We start from the raw sequence: 20732 nt of genomic DNA on the forward strand, positions 1-20732 counted from the left end.
CCACTCATTTCAGTCTTGTTCTGCTCGCCATTCGCTCAGGGACATCGGCTCGCCGTCCGGATCTGGGTCGTCCGAGAGGTCGGCCAGCAGTTCCAGCGAGTTCCCGTCCGGGTCGTCGAAGTAGACCGTCGCGCTTGGCATCCACGGGTGGACGATAGGTTCGTCCGGTTCGACGCCGAACGCGACCCGGGGTTCGATGTCGCGCTCCGCGAGGAAGGGGAGCATTTCGTCCACCAGTGTCTCTGGAACCCGGAACGCGAAGTGACTCGGCGTCGGGTCGTCTTCCTCCCACACGCCGAGCATCGACCGTGGACTGCCGGTGAAGTAGAAGGCGATCCGTCGCTCTTCCTCGTAGCGACCGAGTTCGAGACCGAGCGTGTCGCCGTAGAACGCCATCGCCCGGTCTATATCGGCCACTTCGACGTGCGTCTCGTAGATTCCAGCGAGAACATCCATACCGCTCCGGCGCTGTGACAGCGAATAGCTGTTTCGCAACTGCCTGCCTTCCTTCTCGAACTATCACCACTAACACAAAATTTATTATACATTCCCAGAGAGCGGATTTATGAATCCTCGCACATGTCACCCTCCCGTGACTGGAGTTGCCATCACTGGTGTTGCCACCACGGATACTGTCCGGAGTCTCGGTACGTGTCCCAGCGCGTCTGGGCGAGATAGTAAGCGCACATCGACAGGCCGAGTCGCCCGACCGAACCCCGAATCGAGAACGCGAGACTGTCCGTGTCGTCTTCGATGAGCGTGATCGAGAGCGTCGGGGCACTCGGGTGGCTGCTCGGGAGTCTTGCGGTCGGCATCTGTGTCCACGAGACGTTGCACGCCGTGTTCCTTCGGGCTATCGGGGTTGCCTGCCGGATAGAATTCCTCCCGAGTCGGACGGCCGGTGGTGTCGGTGTCGGTCTGCTCGGTGGGGCGTGGGCGCGCGTGACGCTTTCCGAGATATCCACGACGACGTCGGTTCGCGGCCTCAAACTCGCCGCGTTGAGTCCCATACTCATGCTGACGCCCTTCGCGTTCGTGGCGCTCGGTATGGCTCCCGATCCGATGACGCAAGACGACCTACCGCTGAAACTGGCGACCATCGGCTGGTTCGCAACCGCCCTGCCGAGCGCCCAGGATTTCGTCATGTTCTGGCAGGCGAGCGACCTGCGCGGCTACACTGAAGCCAGGCAGGGCGAGTGGTTCACGACTTCCTGAGCGGTCTCACGCTTCATCGATCTGTTGCGATGCGATTTTTCACCGGAGTCCCGTGACGCGGTACGGGAGATTCGGAACGTCGTAGACCGTCTCTGTTTCGGTGATATCGGCCTCCGTAGACATGGTTTCCGTATCAGCGACGACGACTTCTGTGGGATGGATTTCGGCGGGACGGTCCGCAACGAACCAGTCACGCCCTGCTCTGACGACGATGAACAGTCCGTGGTCGTCGCCGAGGACGCGGAACGTCTCGCTGTCGCCTTCCCAGGCAGCCACGCCAGCATCGGTTTCGAGGGCTTCGACCACGCTCGGCACGTCCGGCACGGGAAGACCGATCTCGCTCACCGCTAACAGGTGCGCGGGGCCGAACGCCTCGTCCGTCGCGTTGTCGAGGTCGTGCCGGGCGATGAGTTCGCCGACGTTCCCCGCAGGGTCTTCGAAGTACGTCGCGTGGGCGTTCATGAACTCGAAGAAGAACTCCGTGTCGCCGGTCGTTTCGTCCGTGAGCAAGCCCACCTGGTCAGCCAACCAGTCGCGGGCCGCCTCGAACCGGTTTTCGGGGACGTTGATAGCGAAATGGTAGAAGGGGTCGGCGTTCGATTCAGAGAAGACGAGGTCGGTCGCGCCGACCGAGATGGTGATCTCCTCTTCGTCGCGGGAGATGTGAAGTCCGAACCTATCGCTGTAGAAGTCGGCCAGTTCGTGGGGGTTCGCGGCTTCGAGGTAAAGACGGCGGATGTGCATCGATAGTGACCAGTCGAGATAGGCGACGATAAGTACACTCGTTCGCTGGTGATCGATGAAAAAGTCGAGCAGAAAACATATCCTGCGATAGCTCATAGAGGAAACGATGACAGATGTTGTGAAAGTCGCTGTCGGTCTCGTCGGAATCGGCATCGGTCTCATCGGCTACCGCTACGCCTACCACTTCTCGTGGTTCAGCGAACAACTCGACGCCATCGGGAGCAAGACGCCAGCGAGTGATGTCGAACCGGCGGAGTGGAAGGTACTGTTCACACGGATCAGTTTTCTCCTTCTGGCAGTGCTCGGGATGTTCTTCGCGATTTTCGGCGCGCTCGCACCGTAGCCGAGAAAGTGAACCGCTCGACTGATCGAATTACAACCGCCCGAGAACTGCCTCGGTGACCTCGGTGGTTCCCGCGTCACCCCCGAGGTCGGGCGTTCGCGGCCCGTCTTCGAGCACCGATTCCACGGCCTCACGAACCGCTTTCCCCTCTCCGTCGTAGCCCAGATACTCCAACAACATCGCAGCGGAGAGCATAGTCGCACAGGGATTCGCCACGCCCTCGCCCGCGATGTCCGGGGCGGTTCCATGGACGGGTTCGAACAGGGCGCGCTCCGGGCCGATGTTCGCGGAGGGGAGCAGCCCCAGACCGCCGACGAGTCCGGCGGCGAGGTCGGAGAGCACGTCGCCAGCGAGGTTCGGACAGACGACCACCTCGTACTGCTCGGGGTGCAGACAGAGGTGAGTCGCCAGCGCGTCCATCAGGGCGTCGTCGTGGGGAACACCGCGCTCGTCGGCCACGCGAGCCACCGTCTCCCGAAAGAGGCCGTCCGTCTCGCGCATCACGTTCGCCTTGTGCGCGATGGTGAATCCGTCCTCGTCGCGGTCGTCGACGTACTCGCAGGCGAATTCGCCGAGTCGCTCGGAGGCAGATTCAGTGACCACGCGCGTCAAGGTCGAAACGTCGTCGCTGATGCGTGATTCGTGACCTGCGTAGACGCCCTCCGTGTTCTCGCGGAGGAAGACGAGGTCGGTGTCTGGCCGAAGTGCGTCGGTTCCGGGGTAGGCCCGCGCGGGCCGGACGTTGACGAACGAGTCCACCGCCCGGCGGAGCGGGAGGATGACGTCCGCTGCTGTCTCGCCCGCCGCACCGAACAGGGTCGCATCTGCAGCAGCGACCAGGTCACGGGTAGCGTCGGGGAGTGCGGTTCCCGTTTCGGCTTTCACCGCGTCGCCTGCGTAGGCCGTCACGAACTCGAACTCCGGGCCAGCGGCTTCGAGGACGTGCCGGGCCGCGGGGACGACCTCCTGCCCGATTCCATCGCCGGGGATGACCGCGATCTCCTCCGTCATGAATCGACGTAGGGGAGACTTCGGGCCGTCTCCTCGATGGCCTGTTCGTTCGATTTCATGAGTGCCGTCGTGTCCCAGATACCGTCGACGAGCGCCTTCCGCTGAGCGTCGTCCACGTTCGCTTCGATCTCGTGGTCGTCGTAGTGCACGACCTCGTTCGCCACGTCCACCTCGATCTCGGCGTCGGGGTTTGCTTCGACGTACTCCTGCAGGTCGGCTATCGACTCGCTGTCGGCGGTGACGGTCGGAATTCCGAGCGCGAGACAGTTGCCCGCGAAGATCTCCGCGAAGCTCTCGCCGACGATGGCGTCGATGCCCCAGCGCGCGAGTGCCTGTGGTGCGTGCTCGCGCGAGGAGCCACAGCCGAAGTTGGCGTTGACGACCAGCACGGACGCCTGCTGGTGAGCCTCGTCGTTGAAGGGGTGCGATTTTGGTTCGTCGTGCGCTACGACGGTTTCGCCGTCTTCGCCTCGTTGCTCCTCCGGAGCAACGCTGTCGAATCGCTGGTCGAAGAACGCGAACTGGCCCAGTCCGTCGAAGGTGACCACCTTCATGAACCGCGCCGGGATGATCTGGTCGGTGTCGATATCGTTACCCCGGACCGCGACGCCGGTTCCTGAAGCCTGCTCGACCTGCTTCACACCATCGCTGGCGTCGCTCATGCCGTCGCCACCTCCTGCAGTTCGCGCACGTCGGTCACCTCGCCGCGAATCGCGGCGGCGGCGACCATCTCGGGACTCATCAGGACGGTTCGCCCGTCCGGACTGCCCTGCCGTCCGACGAAGTTCCGGTTCGAGGACGAGGCACAGGCTTCGTCGCCCTCCAACTGATCTGCGTTCATGCCGAGACACATCGAACAGCCAGCATCGCGCCAGTCGAAGCCAGCCTGGCGGAAGACCTCGTCCAGCCCTTCCTGCTCTGCCGCGGCTTTCACGCGTTGACTTCCGGGAACGACCATCGCCCGCACGTCGTCGTGAACCTCGCGGCCTTCGACGACACTGGCGGCCCGGCGCAGGTCTGGGAGGCGAGCGTTCGTACAGGAACCGAGGAACGCCACGTCGATGTCGTAGCCGTCCATCGTCTCGCCGGGTTCGACGCGCATGTGCTCCTGTGCTCGGCGCGCGGTGTCGCGCTTCTCCTCGGGGAGGGCGTCCGGTTCCGGAATCGGTTCCGTGATGCCGACCCCCTGTCCGGGCGTCGTCCCCCACGTCACCATCGGTTCGAGGGCCGACCCGTCGATCTCAACCACGTCGTCGTAGGTGGCGTCCTCGTCCGACCGAACCGACTCCCAGTAGGGTTTCAGCCGTTCGAACGTCTCGGGGTCGTCCTGGAAGGCATCCGTCTCGCGCAGATACTCGAACGTCGTCTCGTCGGGATTGACGTAGCCTGCACGCGCACCGCCCTCGATGGACATGTTGCAGATACTCATCCGGCCGTCCATGTCCAGTTGTTCGATGGCCTCGCCCGCGTACTCGTAGACGTAGCCGACGCCGCCATCGGTTCCGAGTCGCCGGATGATTTGGAGGATGACGTCTTTCGCCGTCACGCCCGAGCCGAGTTCACCGGTTACGCGAATCTGGCGAACGTCCTGTTTCTCCATCGCCACGGTGCCGGTCGCCAGCACGTCCCGGATCTGGCTCGTGCCGATACCGAACGCCAGCGCGCCGAACGCGCCGTGGGTGGCGGTGTGGCTATCGCCACAGACAACGGTCATGCCGGGCTGTGTTAGCCCCTGCTCCGGCCCGATGACGTGGACGATGCCCTGGTCGCCCGTGTCGGGATGCGAGAAGTCGATGCCCGATTCGTGGACGTTCTCCTCCAGTTCGGCCATCATCTCCTCAGCCGAATCGTCGTCGTAGGGGCGCGACTGGTCGGCAGTCGGGACGATGTGGTCGACCGTGGCGTGGGTGCGGTCGGGGTACGCGACCTCCATATCGCGCTCTCGGAGCATGCCGAACGCCTGTGGACTCGTCACCTCGTGGACGAGGTGCAGACCGACGAACAACTGGGTCTGCCCGGTCGGGAGTTCGGTTACTTTGTGGTTCTCCCACACCGTGTCGTACAGCGTTCCCTCGCTCATGCGTCCGGTTCCTGCTCCTCCGGGCCTCGGTCGAAGACGCCGTCCACGTCACCGGCACCTTCCGGCGGTGTGTGTTCGATGTCGGCCATCGTCTCAGACCCGGCCTCGGTGTCTTCGTCGACCTCAGCGTTTTCGTTTGCTTCAGCGTCTTCGTCGCCTTCGGCGGCCTCCCGTGGATCACCGGAACCGGCCACTTTTCCGCCGTCCGCGATGACCGGCCCGCGGTCGAACACGCGGGTCATCGCTCCTTCGTCGGCGTACGGGTGGGTGTGGCTGATGTCGCCCATCGGCTCTCCGCTCCGCGTTTTCGAGTCGCGTGGCGGCTCGCTGTTCGTTCGAGATCTCGTCGGATTCTCGCTAGTCATCGGCAGGCACCTCCTCCCGCTCTGCGTCCTCGGGTTCCGGATCGTCGGCCCACGCGAACAGGTCGCGGAGTTTCTCGCCCACGTCTTCGATGTCGTGGTTCTTCTCAGCCTTGCGCTTCTGGCGATAGGCCGGGCGTCCAGCCTGATTCTCCAGGATCCACTCGCGGGCGAACTCGCCGTTCTGGACTGCTTCGAGCACCTCCTCCATGTTCTCGCGGGCGTGGTCGTCCACGACGACCTCGCCGCGAGTGAGACCACCGTACTCGGCGGTGTCGGAGACCGAATCCCACATCTCGCCGAGCCCACCTTCGTACATCAGGTCGACGATGAGTTTCATCTCGTTCAGACACTCGAAGTAAGCCATCTCCGGCGAGTAGCCCGCGTCTACGAGCGTCTCGTAGCCAGCCTTGATGAGTTCGGTGATACCGCCACAGAGCACGGCCTGTTCGCCGAACAGGTCGGTCTCCGTCTCCTCGCGGAACGACGTTTCCACCACGCCTGCTCGGGTGCAGCCGATGGCCTTCGCGTAGGCCAGCGCCTCGGCTTTCGCCTCACCGCTAGCGTCCTGATAGACCGCGAGCAGGCCCGGTGTACCCTCGTCGGCCTCGTAGTTACGGCGTACGAGGTGGCCCGGCGATTTCGGTGCGACCATCGTCACGTCCACGTCTTCCGGCGGTTCGATCTGACCGTAGTGGATGTTGAAGCCGTGGGCGAACTGGAGGGTGTCTCCCGATTCGAGTTCGGATTCGATGTCGTCGTACACCGCGGGTTGGACGGTGTCCGGCACGAGCACCGAGACGACGCTGGCTTCGCTGGCCGCCTCCTTCGGCGTCGCGACGCGGAGGCCGTCGGCTTCGGCCGCATCGCGTGAGGAAGACCCCTCTCGCAGGCCGACGACCACGTCCACCCCGCTGTCGGCGAGGTTCTGTGCGTGGGCGTGGCCCTGGCTTCCGTAACCCAGTACGGCTACGGTCTCGTTCGAAAGCTGTTCGTCGTCCGCGTCACTGTCGTAGTAGATCGTCGCGGTGGATTCGTTGGTCATGGTCTGTGGTCTGGTGCTGTGTCGGTCGGTTCACGATTCGTCGGTCTGTTCGCTGGCCGGTGCGGTGGAGTGTCCCGGCTCTTCACCGGGCGTGGTCGGCGTGTCACCACGGGCGAGTGCTGTCTGACCGGTTCGGGCGATCTCGATGATGCCGAACTGCCGGAAGGCGTCGACCGCGTCGTCGATCTTTTGCTGGTCCCCCGTGATCTGCACCGTGATGGTTCGTGGTCCCGCATCGAGCGTCTGGCCCTCGTACATCTGGGTGATGGCGTGAACCTTGTCAGGCTCGTCGCCACGAACCTTCAGGAGAACTAGCTCCGCCCTGACGGCGGCGTCGTCTAGCTCGCCCACCTGGATGACGGGCGTGAGCTTCGCCAACTGCTTTTTCACCTGGTCGATACCGGGGTCGGTCTCCTCGACGACGAGCGTGATGCGGGCGTGCCCTTCGACCGTCGTCGGGCCGACCGTCAGGCTCTCGATGTTGAACTGCCGCCGGGAGAACAGCCCTGAGACGCTCGACAGGACGCCGGGTTCGTGTTCGACGAGCGCGGAGACGACCGCCGTTCGATGCTGCGGTTCGGCTTCCGCCTCCGAGTCGATGCGGATACCCTGTTTGTTCCGGCGACCCTCGGGATGCGGTCGCTCGTCGGGTGTGCTTCCGGGCATCCCCGGTGCGGGATCGGTCGGCTGTCCGTCCGCCGAGTTCTCCCCGCTCATAGTTGCTCCTCCGACAGGGCGAACTTCCCGTTGGCGCCGCCACTCGGCACCATCGGATAGACGTTCTCGCGCGGGTCAACGTGGAAGTCGATGACCGACGGGCCGTCGTAGGCCAGCGCGGCCTCGACCGCGTCGGCCACCTCGTCTGGCCGTTCGACGGTGAATCCCTTCGCACCGAACGCCTCGGCGAGCGTGCCGAAGTCGGGACACCAGTCGTACTCCGAGGCGACTCGATTGCGCTCGAAGAAGGCGTCCTGCCACTGGCGAACCATGCCGATGTACTCGTTGTTCAGGACGGCCACGGTGATGTCTAAGTTCTCGCGCACCGCAACCGACAGTTCCTGAACGGTCATGAGGAACGAGCCATCGCCATCGAAGCAGACGACCTGTTGGTCGTCGTCGGCCGCCAATCGCGCGCCGATGGCGGCGGGCAGGCCGTAGCCCATCGCGCCGAGGCCGTGTGAGGAGACCCACGTTCGGGGTTCGGTGAACGTCCAGAACTGCACCGCCCACATCTGGTGTTGGCCGACCCCTGTCGTGACGATGGTGTCGTCCTCGGTCGCCTCGTCGAACGCTTCGACGACGAACTGGGGTTTGACCGGCCCGTCGTCGGACTGGTGGTAGGTCAATGGATATTCGTCCTTCCAGTCGGCGACTTGCTCGCGCCACTCGTTCGCGTCCGGCGACGTCTCCATCTCGTCGGTGATCGCGGTGATGGCGGTTCCGGCATCACCGACGACCGGCACGTCGGCGTGGACGTTCTTCGACATCTCTGCCGGGTCGATGTCGACGTGGACGACGTCGGCTTCCGGGGCGAAGGTCTCGACCCCACCGGTCAGGCGGTCGTCGAACCGACAGCCGATGGCGAACAGGGTGTCACAGTGTGTGACCGCCATGTTCGCGGTTCCTGTCCCGTGCATCCCGACCATCCCGACCGAGAGGTCGTGGTCTTCCGGGAACGACCCGACGGACGGCATCGAGGTCGCTACTGGAATCCCGTGTTCGGTGGCGAACGCCCGGAGTTCGGCGCTGGCGTCACCTTTGATGACGCCCCCGCCAGCGAGGATGAGTGGTCGTTCTGCGTCTTCCAGCGTCTTGGCGGCGGCCTCGACCGCCTCCTCGTCCGGCTGTTCCTGTGGCGAGTAGTGTTCCGGCGTCTCGGCGGTCGGTTCGCGGGTCTCGGTCTCCGCCAGCGTGACGTCTTTCGGCAGGTCGACGAGCGTCGGTCCGGGGCGACCTGCGCTGGCGAGGGCGAACGCTTCGCCCACCGTGTCGCCGACGGTGTCGGTGTCGCCCGCGAAGTAGTTCTCCTTCGTGATGGGAGCGGTGACGCCCGTGGTGTCCGTCTCCTGGAAGGCGTCGCTTCCCACGAAGTCGGTCGGAACCTGCCCCGTCAGGGCAACGACCGGGTCGGAGTCCATGTCGGCGTCCGCGATGCCTGTCACGAGGTTCGTCGCACCGGGACCGGATGTCGCCAGGCAGACGCCCGGCGTTCCGGCGACGATGCCGTAGGCGTCCGCGGCGTGGGCGGCCCCCTGCTCGTGCGCCATCGTGACGTGGTGGAGGTCGGAGTAGCCGAGTGCGTCGTACACCGGCATGATGGCCCCACCCTGGACGCCGAAGAGGGTCTCGACGCCGACGGATTCGAGTGCGGCGACGACCGCACTCGCACCGGTCTGTGTCGTTTTCTCGGTCGATCCGTCGTCGGACGGTTCCTGATCGGTCGCTTCGTCGGCTGTCTCGTGGTCGTCTGCGGTCTGCGATCCGTCGCTCGGGCCGGTTTCGTCCGAATCCTCTGCGTCGGTCGAAACCGGCTGAACGGCGTGTTCGCTCACGATGCAGTCACCTCGGTTCGTGGTGCTGGTCGTGTCGTCTCGGTTCGAGTCGGGTTCGTTCGTGGTGTCTCAGTACGAGTCGTGTCCAGTCGCGTGGCGTCCGTTCGTGTGGTGTTCATGGGTCGATACTGGCTGGCTGTCGGTCGTGTCTCTGACATCGGTCTGTGCGCGTGCTCCGTGCTGTTCGGTTGCGATTCTGTAGGGTCGTGGGTCGAAAAGTGTAGTGGGGCGTTTATGCCCCTACAATAATCACGCGCTCGACAGCGACGACTCTCGATCCCTGCGGGCCGGGAGTCGCGTGTGACTGTCGCATCCGTGTTTGCACCCTTTTGACCGCGACGGAAATAGCCCTTTCGTGGCGGGCAATTCTTGCCCTGTGGCAGTAGCTCACACGGTATGAAGCGAACGCAGGAGGTCATGGTCAGGCTGTCGCCTCCTCCTGAGAATCGACGCCCAGTTCGCGGGCGAACCGTCGAACGTCACTGACTGTGACTCGCTCTTTCTCGGCCCCGCGGTCTTTGACCCGTCGCGTGATCTGCCGTACCTCGTTATCGGTGGGATCGAACCCGGCCTGTCGCAGATGCTTACGAACGGCGTGGGTTCCGGTGTGTTTGCCGAGGACGAACTCGCGGTTGGCCCCGACCATCTCGGGCGTCATCACGCCCGTCTCGAACGTGTCGCTGTTCTCGATGACGCCAGCGGCGTGGATGCCGCTCTCGTGAGCGAAGGCGTTCGCGCCGACGACGGGTTTGTTCACCGGGACGGTCACGTCGCTGCATCGTTCGACCATCTCGGAGACGGTGGCGATCTGTGGCGTGTCGATACCGGTATCGACGCCGTAGACGCTTTCTGCGGCCATGACGACCTCCTCGAAGGCGGCGTTTCCGGCGCGCTCGCCGATGCCGTTGATGCTCACCTGCACCTGCTCGGCACCCGCTTCGAGTCCGGCCATCGCGTTCGCGGTGGCCATCCCGAAGTCGTCGTGCGTGTGCACGTCGATGCGGGTGTCGGTGTGCTCCCGAACCTGAGCGACCAGGTCGGCGAAGCGTCCGGGCGTTGCGACCCCGCAGGTGTCGGGGATGTTGATCCACTCGACGCCAGCGTCGGTGACGGCTTCGACGATCTCGGCCATGTAGTCCGGGTCGGTTCGCGTCGCGTCCATCGGCGAGAACATCGGACTCGCGCCCGCCGCCGCGACTCGTTCGACCGCCTTCACGGCCCGTTCTTTCACTTCCTCCCGCGTGGCGTGCATCGAATCTTCGATCTGCACGTCGCTGGTCGAAGCGAAGATGTGAACCATCTCCGCACCCGTATCGAGTGCGGTCTCTACGTCGCCATCCACGACACGGGCCAGCGCGCAGGTGGTCGCCTGCGTGGAGTCAGCGATGTCGCTGACGGCTTCGAACTCGGCGTCACCGTTGGCGGGGAATCCGGCCTCGATGACGTGGGTTCCCATCTCGTCCAGCATCGCCGCTATCTCGCGCTTCTCCTGCGGTGAGAACGAAGTGCGTGGCGTCTGCTCACCGTCGCGCAGCGTCGTGTCGAAAATTCGAACGTTATCGATCTCGTCGGTGTGGGCTAACGTGCCCTCGAAGAACTCGACCCCCCCTCTCGGAGGTGGTGTCTTTTCCAGACATTGTACTCGATTCCAGCGCCGAACTTCTATTTAAGCGTTGTGCTCAGACAGGTCGTCTCAGAACGCAGAACTGACGGATCGGATTGCAGGTTCAGGGAAATCGCAAGCCATCGTCGAGGTGGTGTGTCATTTGATTCCTTAAATGGCCTTAGTGTGACGGCGAGTCGTGTCGCGTCACGGGTCTTTCGATAGTTCGAATTCGACTCCGGAATTCGATATCGCGTTCGGGCGGTTTCACCGCAATCTATCTCCGTTCGCGCAGCCAATCCTCCACGATGCTCGACCTCGATTCACTCGATCACGAGCGACACACCCGACGCGCGATCGACCTCGCGCGTGAAGCGGGCGAACGCGGTGACGCCCACTACGGGTCGATACTCGTTCGTGATGGAGCGATCATCATGGAGGAGACGAACCGCGGGACCACCGACGACGACATCGCGCTCCATCCGGAGCTCACGCTCGCCCGCCGCGCCGCACGCGAGCTCTCGCCCGAGGAGCGTGCCGAGACGGTGATGTACACCAGCACCGAACCGTGTCCGATGTGTGCTGGCGGTATCGCCATCGGCGGACTCGGCGCGGTCGTCTACAGCGTCTCGGGCGAGCGCGCCGTCGAGGAGTTCGGCGGGATGCCGGGTGTTCCCTGCGATGAGATCTTCGAGTGCAAGGGCCGTGATATCGAGGTTCTCGGTGGTATCCTCGAAGCAGAGGGACTGGCGGTACATCGGGAGTTTCGGTGACGATATCGCGCTGATAGCTGCGAGAACCGGACGGTCAGTGATCCTCCTCGGTCTCCATCTCGGCGAGCATTCTAACCAGCTCTCACATAGCCAGACGCGGACGATTCCTGAGTCCCGAATCCCGAGTTCAGAGCCAGTCGGCATGAGAGATTTGTACTGAAATACACTGACATGTACTGATATGTACTGAGACTACTGTGAAGTACTGAAATATACTGAAATGTACTGGATGAAGAGGAGTCGAATCGCCCGTTCGGATGTCGTCAGGCTAACTCGACGGCGACCTCGTTCTGGCGCATGAACGGCGGCGTCCACGGGTCGTCGTACCGGAGCAAAAACGGGTCACCAGTCGGCGTCAGGTCGTGGGCGGAGAGCGCGTCGAACAGTCGTCGCTGGTTGGTCTTTACTCGGTCTTCTGTGGCGTACCACGAGAAGGGCCGTACTGCGAGGGTGCGCGCACCGAGGTGCTCGATGGTGACCTCGTCGTTCGTGGGTACCGGCGCACCCTCGGCGGTGTACTTGCCCGGCAGGAAGAAAGCCATCTCCACCCCATCGCTCGACTGCTCGGTCGCGACTGGCGCGGTCATGGAGATCCGCTCCGGGCTGGTGGTGACCGGCGCAGTCATCGGAATCTCCTCCTGTGACCGATTCGCGCCCTCGATGTAGCCGAACAGTCGGCGGAACGCCTCGCTGGGACTGTCTGCGGTCGTCCGTGCCACTACCGCGTCCGGATAGCGTCTGATCTCGACGCCGTCCAGTGTCAGTGCCGTGGTGTACGGGATTCGGTCGGTCGTGCGTCTCACGTAGACCCCCCATCCCACCCACGCGAGTCCGAGCGCGGCCATCGCGCTGAGCGCCAGTCTGATAGACGTGCGGGCTGAACGTGACATGAGATACCATACGGTACCCGAGAGCAAGTAGTTTGGCGCTGTCGAATTCGTGACCGGGAAGCGGATTCGGGCGGCGAGTGAACCACTGCGGACGCCATCCCGCTGACGGGAAGAGTACGTCCAACAGTGTATCACCAGCCAACATGTCTGACCGAGACACTCGAACGTGGTACCCTCAAGGGGTGACTAACCATGGTTACTATCATCACCGACATCCGCGTTCCTGCCGGGTCGTTTCCGTTGGGGCGAATCCTGCGACAGTATCCTGAGGTCGAGATCGAACTCGAACGCATCGTGCCGATGGAAAACAGGATCCTTCCCCTGTTCTGGGTGGGAAGTGAGAGCGAAGAGGCCGTTGAGGAGACACTTCGAGACGACCCACTCGTCGAAAAGGTCACCAAGCTCACCCGGACGCCGGATCGCATCCTCTACTCGGTCAACTGGAATCCGGAGGTCAACGGACTGGTTCAAACGATCATCGACCTCGGCATCAAAGTGCTGTCCGCCGAAGGAACGTCCAATTTCTGGGAATTTCGCCTTCAGTTCGATAACCGAGAGCAGTTGAACCGTTTCCGACGAAACTGCCAGGACGAGGATATCTCGGTCGATCTCCTGCGGCTGTATAACCCGGTGATGCCAGCTGAATCGGGACCGCTTTCGACCGAACAGACCGACGCTCTCACGGCGGCGTTCGAGAACGGGTACTGGGACGTGCCACGGGAGATCACGCAGGGCGAACTGGCAGACCTCATCGGAATCAGTGACAATGCACTCTCCGAGCGACTTCGCCGTGGGACGAGGATCATCATGGAGGAGATGCTGTACGGGCGAGGCATCCGACAACGCGAGCGATGATCGATCCTTGATAGCAGACGTCGAATCCGGGGACGGTCGTGCTCATCACGGACCGCGGTCGAGATAGCTGGGGTGACTTAAAGACCATGAGATGTACAGGCGATGGTTATCGGGGAGAATAGCTAATGAAGCTCTGTTCATCGAATCTCCGGTGGCGATCCCACAAACCTGTCCACTCATTGCACGATAATAGCATGACCGACAACAATCCAGCCGACGCATCCGACCGACCCGGCGACGACCTGGCCGATAAGAGTCACCAGCTAGAGATCGACCCTGTGACCGATCCGATAAGTGAGGAGATCGTCGAAGCAGTTGCAACGCTCGACGGCACTGAACCCCAGGAACTGGCCATCCTCGCCGACTACGTGAATCCCGACTCGCTCGACGCCCTGTTTCGACCTCTGATGGATGGTACCCCCCGCGACACGAATGGGCACGTCAGGTTCGTCTACGACGAATACCACGTCAGTGTTGCATCAGACGGCACCATCACCATCAGCCAACAACCGACCGCGAACGACTGACACCGTCAGTATCCACGAAGCTATTTCGTCAGTTGGAAGCGTCTCGCTCTGTCCTTCGTCGAGAAATCTTACGCTACCGATGTAACCGAATCTGCAACATTCCGACGAATCAACGAGTGCTGACAGTCGTTCGAACGTAGCCAGATTCTGCGGAGGACTGTGGGAGAGGCCCTCCTCCTATCTCCGTATTCGTAACCACTTTCGATTACGTCGGTTACGTAAACCTTATCACATTCTCGCGCAACGTTGTTCCCATGTCGATACAACGACGGCGATTCGTCCAGGCGATGGGCGTCGGTGCCTTCGCCGGTCTCGCTGGCTGTACCGGTTCGCTCGGTGCGCAGAACCAATCTACCCAGAAGGATGACTCCGGCGGTGGGAAGGTCGGGGACGGCGAACTCGTCCTCGCCACGACGACGAGCACCTACGACACGGGGTTGTTGGACGAACTCAACCCGAAATTCGAACAGGCGTTCGGCGCCACCGTCAAGACCATCTCGAAAGGAACGGGTGCGAGCATCCGAACCGCAGAAGACGGCGATGCCGACGTTATCCTCGTTCACGCGCGCGGGGCAGAAGACGAGTTCCTCAAAGCAGGCCACGGCGTCAATCGCCGGGACGTGATGTTCAACGACTTCGTCGTCGTCGGCCCGAAGAATGACCCCGCCGGTATCGATGGCATGAAGAGCGCGACGAAGGCGTTCTCCACCATCGCCCAGAAGAAGGCGACCTTCCTCTCGCGCGGCGACGACTCGGGGACGAACAAGAAAGAACGCATCATCTGGGAGGAAGCAGGCGTGAAACCGAGCGGGAAGTGGTACCGCGAGATCGGCAAAGGGATGGGCGATACACTCACGCAGTCGAACCAGTCGAGTGCCTACACTCTCGCCGACCGTGGCACCTTCCTCTCGATGAAGAACGAGATCGACCTCACGATCCATGTCCAGGGGCCGCTCAAGGGTGGCCCGGTCATCCTGAAGAACCCCTACGGCGTCATCCCGGTCAATCCCAAGAAGCACAAGAACGTCAACTATCAGGCAGCGATGGCCTACGCGGGATTCCTGACCAGTCCGAGAGGACAGAAGCTCATCGACAACTACACTGCGAACGGGTCGCAACTGTTCTTCCCGAACGCGCTCTCGAAGAAGCCAAACTTCGGTCAGTACGTCCCACAGGGCTACTCCGCGAAGCAGGCGAAATCGCTGTCGCGTGACGACCAGCAGTTCCTCTACTGGGTCGAACAGGAGGTGCCTGCGGACTACTGACGACGAGCAGTCAGCGAATCCCACCGACCAGCGTCCAACCCACCAGCCGAAACGACTCGAACCACCATGCTCTCACAATTCGTCTCCGGTGCGAACTGGCAGTACTTCGTGAGCATCGCCCTCGTCTCGCTGTACGTGAGCACGACCGCCGTGGCCCTGAGCACGCTGGTCAGCCTCCCGGTCGCCCTCGCGGTCGGCTTCACGGAGTTCCCCGGCAAGCGACTCGTGACGGCGGTCATCAACACCGGGATGGGGTTCCCGAGCGTCGTGGTCGGCCTCCTCGTCCTCCTTCTCCTCTCGAATCAGGGGCCGCTTGGCGACCTCGGACTGGTCTTCACTCCGACAGCGATGATTGCCTCGCAGTTCGTGCTTGCGACCCCCGTCGTCACGAGCATCAGTCTCTCGGCCATCGAATCGGTCGGCAACGACGTGCGTGACGCGGCGTTCACCCTGGGCGGAACCGACACCGATGTCGGGCTTCTCGTCGTCAAAGAAGCCCGATACGGCATCGTCACCGCCATCCTCGCCGGATACGGGCGAGCCATCAGCGAGGTCGGTTCCATCCTCATCGTCGGCGGGAACATCGTCCTGACCGACGGGACAGGCGCGAAGACCTCGTACACGCGAACGCTCACGACCGCCATCACGGTCGAGGCGCGACAGGGCCGCTACGAGGCGGGACTGGTGCTAGGCGCGATGTTGCTCGTCCTCGTCCTCGTCGTGAACGTCCTCGGATCGTGGGTTCGCAGCCGAAGTCGCGGACACGGGGAGGTGCGACCGTGACACTCACCGCGACGAACGTCTCGCACGGATTCGACGGTGATGGCGTCTTTACCGACGTGTCACTCTCGGTATCGCCCGGCGAAGTCGTCACGGTCGTCGGCCCCTCGGGAACCGGGAAGACGACCCTCTTGCGCCTCCTCGCGCTCTTTCACCGACCCGAGTCCGGCATCGTCCGGTGGCGCGGCGATGACGTGTGGGAACTGACGGAAGACTGCCGACTGTCGGTTCGACGCCGGGTCAGTATGGTGTTCCAGGAACCGTCGTTGTTCAACGCCCCCGTCGAACAGAACGTGACCTACGGGGTTCGCGTGCGGAAACCGTGGTCGGAGCGTCTTCGAGCAGCGATGGCGCAGCTGGTCGGTCGCCGAAACCACGCGAACGTGTCGGACGCGCTCGAAACCGTCGGGCTCCGCGATAAACGCGACCAGAACGCCCTCTCGCTCTCCGGCGGCGAAGCCCAGCGCGTCGCGTTCGCGCGGGCGCTCGCAACGACCCCCGACGTGCTCTTGTTGGACGAGCCGTCATCGAACCTCGACCCTCGAAACACGGCACTCATCGAGGAGGCCATCGCCGACGCTAAAGAACGAGGACTCGGCGTCGTCGTCGCGACCCACGACATGCACCAGGCGGAGCGAATCTCGGATCGCGTCGCAGTCCTGCTCGATGGAACGATCATCGAGACCGGCCCACCCGAACAGGTGTTCGAGACGCCCGAAGACGACCGAACCCGGAAGTTCGTCGCCGGAGAATTGATGTACTGATGGACGCGACCACCACCATACGACGATGACCGACGAACCCGAGACGTCGAACGAGACGGAGGCACCGACGGAGGACGCCGGACGGTCGTTGGAGGATGCTGGATCGACGGGCGAGAACCGTCCACAGCCGACGTTCGACGCACAACTCGTCGCCGGAGAGGTGCGCTTCGACGGACGCGACGGCCGCCTACTCCGCGCGATCGACGAAACCGGGTCGCTCAACGCGGCGGCGACCTCGCTCGGCCGGTCCTACGCCCACGCACAGCGGCGGATCGTGGAGCTAGAAGACGGCTTCGGGCCGCTCGTGCGCCGCGAGCGCGGTGGCGCGAGCGGCGGTGGAAGCACCCTGACCGAAAACGCGCGCAACCTCCTCCAGCGATTCCGTCGAATCTCGGCGGCGTCGTCCGGTCTCGCAGAGGCGGACGAGACGGTGCTCGTCGGGAGCGTCACCGAACGAGACGGCGAGTTCGGTCTCGTGCAGACCGACGCAGGGGTCGTCCGAGCGCTCGTCCCACCCGATATCGAGACCGTCGAAGTGACCGTTCGCTCGGACGTGATAACCCTCTACAGCCTGGCTTCGGCCCCACAGGGTGACGAGACGAGTGCCAGAAACCAGTTCGTCGGGGAGGTACAGGGCGTCGAACGCGGAGAGAAGATCGCTCGCGTCACCGTCGACGTGGGGGCGGACATCCCGTTTCTCGCGCTGGTCACGACTACGAGCGTCGAGCGGCTAGGCCTAGAGCAGGGGGTCGAGGTCGTCGCGTCGTTCAAGGCGACCGCGACGCGGGCTGTTCCGCGGTAGCGACGGAACGAGCTGATGTCGTCTTCCAGCCGTTTTCCCCATCGATCTCCAGACACGTGTTCAAGAGATTCTTCGAGGACATCTCCCACGAGTAGCGTTTCGCCGTCGCCCGACCCTGTTCCACGAGACGGGTCCGAATCTCGGTCGATGATAGTGCCGTCTCAATCGCCTCGGCGAGCGCATCAGGTCGTTTCGGTGGCACGACCATCGCCGACTCACGATCGACGGCGTACTCCGTGATTCCAGCCAGATCCGTCGTGACGACCGGCGTCCCACAGGCCATCGCTTCCAGATTGACCATGCCGAAACTCTCGTAGTGTGATGGGAGACAGAATACGTCGGCGGCGGCATAGTACCGTGGCAATTCGTCGTGTTGGACGGGTCCTTCGATGGTAACCGACGATTCGAGACCGCTGGATTCAATCTGCTCCGTGAGCGCGGCACGGTCACCACGCCCGACGAGATAGAGATGGACGTCATCACGTAATCGGGAGACAGCGTCTATGAGGTCGTACAGGCCTTTTGCCTCGGTGAATCGCCCGACGAACAGGATTGTCCACTCATCGCGGTCGAACGCGGGTGGAGCGTCCGGACTGAATCGTTCGATATCGACGCCGGGATAGACGATTCCATCGGGTTCGTATCCCAGTTGCTCGACGAACTCCATCTCCGTCTGTACGGAGTTGACGATCGAATGACTTGTCGACAGCAGTTCGTGAGCTTTCGAACCGATGCCGACGTGCTGGAATCCGTGATAGATGCGGATCACGGGGATATCGAGCAGGTTCGAGAGCACGATATCGTCGAAGAAATTATGTGTCAAGAGGACGTCGACGTGTTCGTTCATGTGCTGTATCATCCCGTCACGAATCCCACCGACTAACGTGGGAAGCCGCTCCTGGAACATGGAGAGAACACTGGAGTCGGGAAGCGGGATGCGCTTGGCCACCGCGCCACTGAGACCGTCGGTTGCGGCGGGGCTTATAGAGATGATCTCTGCGTCTGTCCGTTGCATCTTCGGCGTTAACTCTCCTGCCTCGGTGTAAAGATACGCCCGGTGGTGGTCAGCGACCGCATCTATCATCTCTTGGGTGTACATCACGATTCCACCGGCATCCCTCGTCCCGGCTTTTCGGTAGTACATTCCGATGGACAGTTGCGCCGCGCGTTCGTCACTTTGCTCTTCGAACTCGCCCTGACTTCTTGAAGTATTGTTTACACGTTGCCTCAGTCTCTGTTCGTTGCTCATTTTCGTATTCAACTGTTTAATTGTACTTTGTTATGCGCGATTACCAAGGCCACAATCGATCACTGTCCATCGAAACGTCGTCCGTGAGTTTCACGCGATCACGTCAAGGATGGTGTACCAGGGCAGTATGCGAGACTTACGGTTCCGTTCGTCCCGCCGTTCGGTGTTCGTAGGGCTCTTCTCGAGGTTCGTCGTCCCGAGATTACTGAGATTTATCTGATCTCCGGATCTCACACACGGAACGTCCTCTTCAGCACACCGAGTGCAAACAGTCCTTCTGTTCCCGTTCGCGCCGATCACCGCGACGTCGTATTTCCATCTTCATCGAATAATCAGTAACAGATGAACGTGAGATGATCTCTACGGCTGCCGTTGGGGAATTGGATTCCTACCGCGTTCGTCCTATGCGTAGCCGAGATTTTCAAGTCGACGTTGGACGGATGCACTGTGAGTACTGTCCTGACGTTCACTCGTTGCTGCCCGGCGCTTATACTCCTCTAGCTCTTCAGCAAACGATCGTCGTGCACTCGACGGTATCTCAGAACTTCCCTCGACTTCGTGCTGCCAGTTCGGTCTTTCGTGATTCAATTCGTAGCAGAACTCATTTCCTGTCGAATCCCAGACGAACTTTCGATCGTTCTCGTAAACGGCCCGCATCATCCGATCCCAGTATGCTCTGTCAGACGGCGGTTCTGGTCCCGCGCTCATCCCGACGAGCTCAGCTGGAATCTGGTCGGTCGTGATATCTGGAGTAGTATCCTCGGCCAGTCCCGCGATTAGCTTTCCGAGTTCAAGATGCGAAACGTACTCCATCTCGGTCGCGGGATATCCCTCAGGCGGGTTGACGATATAGAACGGGACGTGTAACAACCCCTCGGAGAGACTGCTCTTGTGACGGACGAGGTACTCGTCTGCCCTGTATCCGAGGTTCTCCCCGTGATCCGCTGTGATGATCACCGTCGTTTCTCGGTCTGTGTTTCTCCGAACCCACTCGATAAACTCGGCGATGGTTCGATCCAGATAGTCGATAGCAGCCCCGTATAGCTCACGACGCTTTTCCAAGTACTCCTCGTGCTGGCCGATCGACCCTATTAGATCCCACACACTCAGATCTGTCGTAGAAAAGTTGTTTTCGACCGAGTGAAGATTCCTGTCGTACCGGATGGAGTGCTGGAGTGGGGTGTGCGCTTCCATGAAGTTTGTAAACAAGAAGAATGGTTCGTCGGTTCGTGCAATCTCCGATCGACACTTTCGGACGATTCCACGCGACCCATCATCGAGCAGTTTCGGGACGGATGCCGTAGTGGATACGGTACTCGCGTATCCCAGGATTCCATTCGCGATACTCTCGAGCGAGTGTTCATGCTCGAACGCCGCTCGTAGAAAGGAGACGTATCGGGAGACACCGGTTTCGTCTCGGGTCGAGGTAAACTCGACCGGGTCGAGACCATCGGGGTAGGGACGCGTGGGAGAGACGTAAGAAAATCGATCGAAAGGACCGTCGAATCCGAATTCCGGGCTGGCGAACGTATTCGCGCTCACACCGATCGTCTCGTACGACTCAAGGTTCGACAAGAACGTGTCCTCCCGCTGCAGGTGTGAGAAGTCGTATCTATGAGCGTGAATTCCATGCTCGTGAGGGAGCTGTCCAGTCATCATACTCGCGTGACTCGGGACACTCCAGGAACTTGCGGCACGACACTGTTCGAACGAGACGTCTGCAAGGGCGCGTGTACGGGGTGAAAACCTGTCGAAGAAATCTTTGCGAACCGAATCGAGGCATACTAATATAACGTTTCTCATGTGAACAATCCATCCACCAACGAGCAAAGTTATACATAGCCTGTTTTCCAGTAAGGAGCATATTACTAC

At 62.0% G+C, this 20732-nt stretch carries 22 protein-coding genes; 9 read left to right on the plus strand and 13 right to left on the minus strand.

Going from position 1 to position 20732, the window contains the following annotated elements; genetic code table 11:
• Window positions 1-9: 9 nt before the first annotated feature.
• Window positions 10-456, minus strand: a complete 447-nt coding sequence (locus ACR3FE_RS08525; protein WP_458206656.1) for a VOC family protein — start codon at window positions 454-456, stop codon at window positions 10-12.
• 297 nt (window positions 457-753) lie between these two features.
• Here ACR3FE_RS08525 and ACR3FE_RS08530 point away from each other — a divergent pair, with 297 nt between their 5' ends.
• The gene (locus ACR3FE_RS08530; protein WP_458206657.1) at window positions 754-1215 is read left to right on the plus strand and encodes a hypothetical protein; all 462 of its coding nucleotides are present in this window, start codon (window positions 754-756) and stop codon (window positions 1213-1215) included.
• A 39-nt stretch (window positions 1216-1254) separates the two neighbouring features.
• Here the strand turns inward: ACR3FE_RS08530 and ACR3FE_RS08535 are convergent, their stop codons facing one another.
• Complete coding sequence (locus tag ACR3FE_RS08535; RefSeq protein ID WP_458206658.1) at window positions 1255-2055, minus strand: VOC family protein; 801 nt, start codon at window positions 2053-2055, stop codon at window positions 1255-1257.
• A gap of 10 nt (window positions 2056-2065) precedes the next feature.
• Here ACR3FE_RS08535 and ACR3FE_RS08540 point away from each other — a divergent pair, with 10 nt between their 5' ends.
• The gene (locus ACR3FE_RS08540) at window positions 2066-2302 is read left to right on the plus strand and encodes a DUF6199 family natural product biosynthesis protein (protein ID WP_458206659.1); all 237 of its coding nucleotides are present in this window, start codon (window positions 2066-2068) and stop codon (window positions 2300-2302) included.
• Between the two features lie 30 nt (window positions 2303-2332).
• Here the strand turns inward: ACR3FE_RS08540 and ACR3FE_RS08545 are convergent, their stop codons facing one another.
• The 8 genes from ACR3FE_RS08545 to ACR3FE_RS08580 all read right to left on the minus strand — a co-directional run bounded on the left by ACR3FE_RS08545 (window position 2333) and on the right by ACR3FE_RS08580 (window position 10985).
• Window positions 2333-3313 (minus strand): isocitrate/isopropylmalate dehydrogenase family protein, encoded by a 981-nt coding sequence (locus ACR3FE_RS08545; protein ID WP_458206660.1) that lies wholly within the window; start codon window positions 3311-3313, stop codon window positions 2333-2335.
• Window positions 3310-3975 (minus strand): 3-isopropylmalate dehydratase small subunit, encoded by a 666-nt coding sequence (gene leuD / locus ACR3FE_RS08550; RefSeq protein WP_458206661.1) that lies wholly within the window; start codon window positions 3973-3975, stop codon window positions 3310-3312. Before leuD ends, ACR3FE_RS08545 begins: the two co-directional genes overlap by 4 nt.
• The gene (gene leuC, locus ACR3FE_RS08555) at window positions 3972-5393 is read right to left on the minus strand and encodes a 3-isopropylmalate dehydratase large subunit (protein ID WP_458206662.1); all 1422 of its coding nucleotides are present in this window, start codon (window positions 5391-5393) and stop codon (window positions 3972-3974) included. Before leuC ends, leuD begins: the two co-directional genes overlap by 4 nt.
• Window positions 5390-5758, minus strand: a complete 369-nt coding sequence (locus ACR3FE_RS08560) for a DUF7989 family protein (RefSeq protein WP_458206663.1) — start codon at window positions 5756-5758, stop codon at window positions 5390-5392. The genes leuC and ACR3FE_RS08560 overlap by 4 nt, the downstream gene beginning before the upstream one ends.
• Window positions 5751-6800: a ketol-acid reductoisomerase gene (gene ilvC, locus ACR3FE_RS08565; RefSeq protein WP_458206664.1), complete on the minus strand. Its 1050-nt coding sequence runs from the start codon at window positions 6798-6800 to the stop codon at window positions 5751-5753. Before ilvC ends, ACR3FE_RS08560 begins: the two co-directional genes overlap by 8 nt.
• A gap of 30 nt (window positions 6801-6830) precedes the next feature.
• On the minus strand, window positions 6831-7517 hold the full coding sequence (gene ilvN / locus ACR3FE_RS08570) for an acetolactate synthase small subunit (RefSeq protein ID WP_458206666.1): 687 nt from the start codon (window positions 7515-7517) through the stop codon (window positions 6831-6833).
• Window positions 7514-9352, minus strand: a complete 1839-nt coding sequence (ilvB, locus tag ACR3FE_RS08575; RefSeq protein ID WP_458206667.1) for a biosynthetic-type acetolactate synthase large subunit — start codon at window positions 9350-9352, stop codon at window positions 7514-7516. The genes ilvN and ilvB overlap by 4 nt, the downstream gene beginning before the upstream one ends.
• A gap of 421 nt (window positions 9353-9773) precedes the next feature.
• Entirely contained in the window at window positions 9774-10985 is a 1212-nt protein-coding gene (locus tag ACR3FE_RS08580) for a LeuA family protein (protein WP_458206742.1), read from the minus strand.
• A gap of 278 nt (window positions 10986-11263) precedes the next feature.
• On the opposite strand from ACR3FE_RS08580, the gene ACR3FE_RS08585 reads away from it, so the two are divergent.
• Window positions 11264-11728: a nucleoside deaminase gene (locus tag ACR3FE_RS08585; RefSeq protein WP_458206668.1), complete on the plus strand. Its 465-nt coding sequence runs from the start codon at window positions 11264-11266 to the stop codon at window positions 11726-11728.
• Between the two features lie 263 nt (window positions 11729-11991).
• Here the strand turns inward: ACR3FE_RS08585 and ACR3FE_RS08590 are convergent, their stop codons facing one another.
• The gene (locus ACR3FE_RS08590) at window positions 11992-12618 is read right to left on the minus strand and encodes an SOUL family heme-binding protein (RefSeq protein WP_458206669.1); all 627 of its coding nucleotides are present in this window, start codon (window positions 12616-12618) and stop codon (window positions 11992-11994) included.
• 192 nt (window positions 12619-12810) lie between these two features.
• Here ACR3FE_RS08590 and ACR3FE_RS08595 point away from each other — a divergent pair, with 192 nt between their 5' ends.
• The 6 genes from ACR3FE_RS08595 (at window position 12811) to ACR3FE_RS08620 (ending at window position 17611) form a co-directional block, all read left to right on the plus strand.
• Entirely contained in the window at window positions 12811-13473 is a 663-nt protein-coding gene (locus ACR3FE_RS08595; RefSeq protein ID WP_458206670.1) for a helix-turn-helix domain-containing protein, read from the plus strand.
• Between the two features lie 194 nt (window positions 13474-13667).
• The gene (locus ACR3FE_RS08600; RefSeq protein WP_458206671.1) at window positions 13668-14000 is read left to right on the plus strand and encodes a HalOD1 output domain-containing protein; all 333 of its coding nucleotides are present in this window, start codon (window positions 13668-13670) and stop codon (window positions 13998-14000) included.
• A gap of 254 nt (window positions 14001-14254) precedes the next feature.
• Complete coding sequence (locus tag ACR3FE_RS08605; protein WP_458206672.1) at window positions 14255-15265, plus strand: ABC transporter substrate-binding protein; 1011 nt, start codon at window positions 14255-14257, stop codon at window positions 15263-15265.
• A 66-nt stretch (window positions 15266-15331) separates the two neighbouring features.
• Window positions 15332-16048, plus strand: a complete 717-nt coding sequence (locus tag ACR3FE_RS08610; RefSeq protein ID WP_458206673.1) for an ABC transporter permease — start codon at window positions 15332-15334, stop codon at window positions 16046-16048.
• On the plus strand, window positions 16045-16809 hold the full coding sequence (locus tag ACR3FE_RS08615; RefSeq protein ID WP_458206674.1) for an amino acid ABC transporter ATP-binding protein: 765 nt from the start codon (window positions 16045-16047) through the stop codon (window positions 16807-16809). Before ACR3FE_RS08610 ends, ACR3FE_RS08615 begins: the two co-directional genes overlap by 4 nt.
• Window positions 16810-16834: 25 nt before the next feature.
• The gene (locus ACR3FE_RS08620; RefSeq protein WP_458206675.1) at window positions 16835-17611 is read left to right on the plus strand and encodes a TOBE domain-containing protein; all 777 of its coding nucleotides are present in this window, start codon (window positions 16835-16837) and stop codon (window positions 17609-17611) included.
• On the opposite strand, the gene ACR3FE_RS08625 is transcribed toward ACR3FE_RS08620, so the two are convergent.
• Together ACR3FE_RS08625 and ACR3FE_RS08630 are read right to left on the minus strand one after the other, a co-directional pair.
• Window positions 17577-18860 (minus strand): glycosyltransferase family 4 protein, encoded by a 1284-nt coding sequence (locus ACR3FE_RS08625; RefSeq protein ID WP_458206676.1) that lies wholly within the window; start codon window positions 18858-18860, stop codon window positions 17577-17579. The genes ACR3FE_RS08620 and ACR3FE_RS08625 overlap by 35 nt on opposite strands.
• Before the next feature lie 402 nt (window positions 18861-19262).
• Window positions 19263-20663, minus strand: coding sequence for a sulfatase-like hydrolase/transferase (locus ACR3FE_RS08630; RefSeq protein ID WP_458206677.1), 1401 nt, complete (start codon window positions 20661-20663; stop codon window positions 19263-19265).
• Window positions 20664-20732 lie beyond the last annotated feature (69 nt).

The sequence above is a fragment of the Haladaptatus rarus genome (genome assembly GCF_054177585.1).